The organism is Herbaspirillum sp. VT-16-41, from assembly GCF_001994935.1.
Taxonomy (GTDB): Bacteria; Pseudomonadota; Gammaproteobacteria; order Burkholderiales; family Burkholderiaceae_D; genus Herbaspirillum; species Herbaspirillum frisingense.
Window position 1 is genome coordinate 1 of record NZ_MUXB01000098.1, and the last position, 2,138, is coordinate 2,138.

Consider the following 2,138-nt stretch of genomic DNA (forward strand, 5'->3'; position numbering starts at 1 on the left):
GAAATTCAGACTCATAGTATTCCTGTATTAGTCAAACTCCAGTTCCACCTGCTCCGAACCAATGAGGCCACGGAGATCGTTTAATAAACGATCGCTCGGAGAGACACGCCACGTTGCGCCGAAACGTAATCGTGCACGTGCATCCGCCCTCTGATAGTAGAGATGTACTGGAATGGTCCCCGAGCGATGGGGTTCCAGAGACTGACGGAGTCGGTTCAAAAGCTGGTCATCAATTTGCCTGTCCGTCAGCGAGATAGCAAGCCCGCGCGCATATTTTTCACGAGCTTCGTCAATGTCCATCACTTCGCGGGCGGTCATTTTAAGCCCCCCGCTGAAGTCATCAAAGCGGCTCTCGTGCCGTGCGCGCCGCTGTGCGCATCTCTCGCTGGAGCGGGCGAAGGTGTCGGTGGGGGTGCAGCGGACGTCGGCGCTGGGGACGTAGCGCAGGTCCTTCTCGCAGGCGGCGGGCTCGGCCATGTCGGGGGTCTCCTCGGCCCACCGGCCCAGCTCCTCCAGTACCGCCGCGAGCTCCTGGGCGGGCGGGCGCTTCTCCCCGTCCTGCACGGTGACGCGGTCCTCGGGGACCGTGCGGGCGATGATCAGGGGGCGGCCCTCCTCGGAGCCGGGGACATCCGATGCGGTCGTCTCCTCACCGTCCGGTTGGTTCTCCGTCCCGCCACCGTCGGAAGCCGGTGGGGCACTGGACTGCGTGGTCGCCTCGGGGTCTGCGCTCGGGGCGCTGGTGGTCTCCTCGACAGGTGCAGGCTCGGTGGCGGCAGGCTGCCCGGCGGGCGCCTATCACAGTTTGACCCCGGAAAAACAATTACTGCAAACTTCACGCTTGAACAGCCTCCTCCACTTCAAATCGGTAATCTTCCATTACAGGATTAGCAAGAAGTTTATTACACATGTCTTTGATACGTACCTCTAAATCAGGACCATCTTCCATATTTAATTCAATTACTTTACCAACCCTTGTATCTGTTACCCCTTCATATCCAAGTGCAGTTAATGATTCTTGGATTGCCTTTCCTTGCGGGTCAAGAACACCGGCCTTTAATGTGATGTATACCGTTACTTTCTTCATTTTAACTCCTCCAGTCGATTTACTAACTTTGCGTAAAACTCTAATTGATTTCCTGAATATACCTTTTCATTTGCCTTTTGAAGAATTTCACCTGTTGATTTATCTAAGAGTTTCCAAGTATCTGGGGAAATCTCATCAGAAAGAATAATATGACCATTCATCCTTCCAAATTCTAATTTCAATACCGCTAAAGATATAGTTAGACTTGTGAGCTGGAGCATATCATTTCTCATTTCACCAGCCGAGCTATAGTGGCCTTGCAGGGCATTTAGAATAACATCTTCGTATTTCAGCAGCTCTTTCTTTTGGCGGACCATCATTTTGAGCTGTTTGAAGTCACCGGTTGTCTTGGCAAACCTTTTTGGGTATGCCGTATTGATTATAATCATGGCTGCAGCAAAGAGATCGTAGGCCGGGTCAGCCTTTCTGGTCCCCAATCCCCAATAGCCGCGATCATAAAACTCGGTAAATTCTTTTATCGCCCTGCCTTGAATGGTGGTTCCACCCACATCTATGGAGCGTATTTTTGAAGGAGGGCCTGTTACGATCAAATTATCCGGCTTTAAATCACCGAAAACCCAGCCCGCTTTATGCAAGGAATCAAGATCGTTCAGCAGCTGTACGATTAAAACACAGGTCCAGGATGATCCCGGCGCGCAGGCGCATCACTTTGCCCTGGTCGCGCATTTTTTCCAGCGCTTCTTGCGCCACGGCGACGCCAAGGCCGAAGGCGTGGGCGATCTGCTGAACGGTAAACAACGTGTGGGTCTGAACATAGCGCAAAAATAAGTCAGCGAGCGGGGTCGCCACCGGATTAAGCCAGATGTCGGGCAGATCCGCTGGCAACCGTACCCCCAACGCATCCCGAAGCCGTGCGGCATCGTCCATACAGGCGATGCGCTGGCTTTCGCCAATCGTGACCACAAAGGCGCGCCGTTCCGCCAGCAGTTCCTCCAGCCAGAGGTTAACCGCATCCCGGCTCTCCCGGTGGCGCGCGGCGAGATCGTCTGGCGTCATCGGGCCCAGTTCGCGCAGCAGGTCAAAAAGGCCT

At 54.1% G+C, this 2,138-nt stretch carries 4 protein-coding genes; all 4 read right to left on the reverse strand.

Features of this window, described 5'->3' with window-relative positions:
* Positions 1-27: 27 nt before the first annotated feature.
* On the reverse strand, positions 28-477 hold the full coding sequence (locus BTM36_RS08445; RefSeq protein WP_217349574.1) for a hypothetical protein: 450 nt from the start codon (positions 475-477) through the stop codon (positions 28-30).
* A 358-nt stretch (positions 478-835) separates the two neighbouring features.
* On the reverse strand, positions 836-1,087 hold the full coding sequence (gene purS / locus BTM36_RS08450) for a phosphoribosylformylglycinamidine synthase subunit PurS (RefSeq protein WP_047185489.1): 252 nt from the start codon (positions 1,085-1,087) through the stop codon (positions 836-838).
* Positions 1,084-1,683 carry a phosphoribosylaminoimidazolesuccinocarboxamide synthase gene (locus tag BTM36_RS29335; RefSeq protein WP_217349575.1) on the reverse strand — a complete coding sequence of 200 codons (600 nt, stop codon included), beginning with the start codon at positions 1,681-1,683 and terminating at the stop codon, positions 1,084-1,086. Before BTM36_RS29335 ends, purS begins: the two co-directional genes overlap by 4 nt.
* Positions 1,684-1,687: 4 nt before the next feature.
* The coding region (locus BTM36_RS08460) for a winged helix DNA-binding domain-containing protein (protein WP_174616826.1) at positions 1,688-2,138 on the reverse strand (451 nt) is incomplete at its 5' end.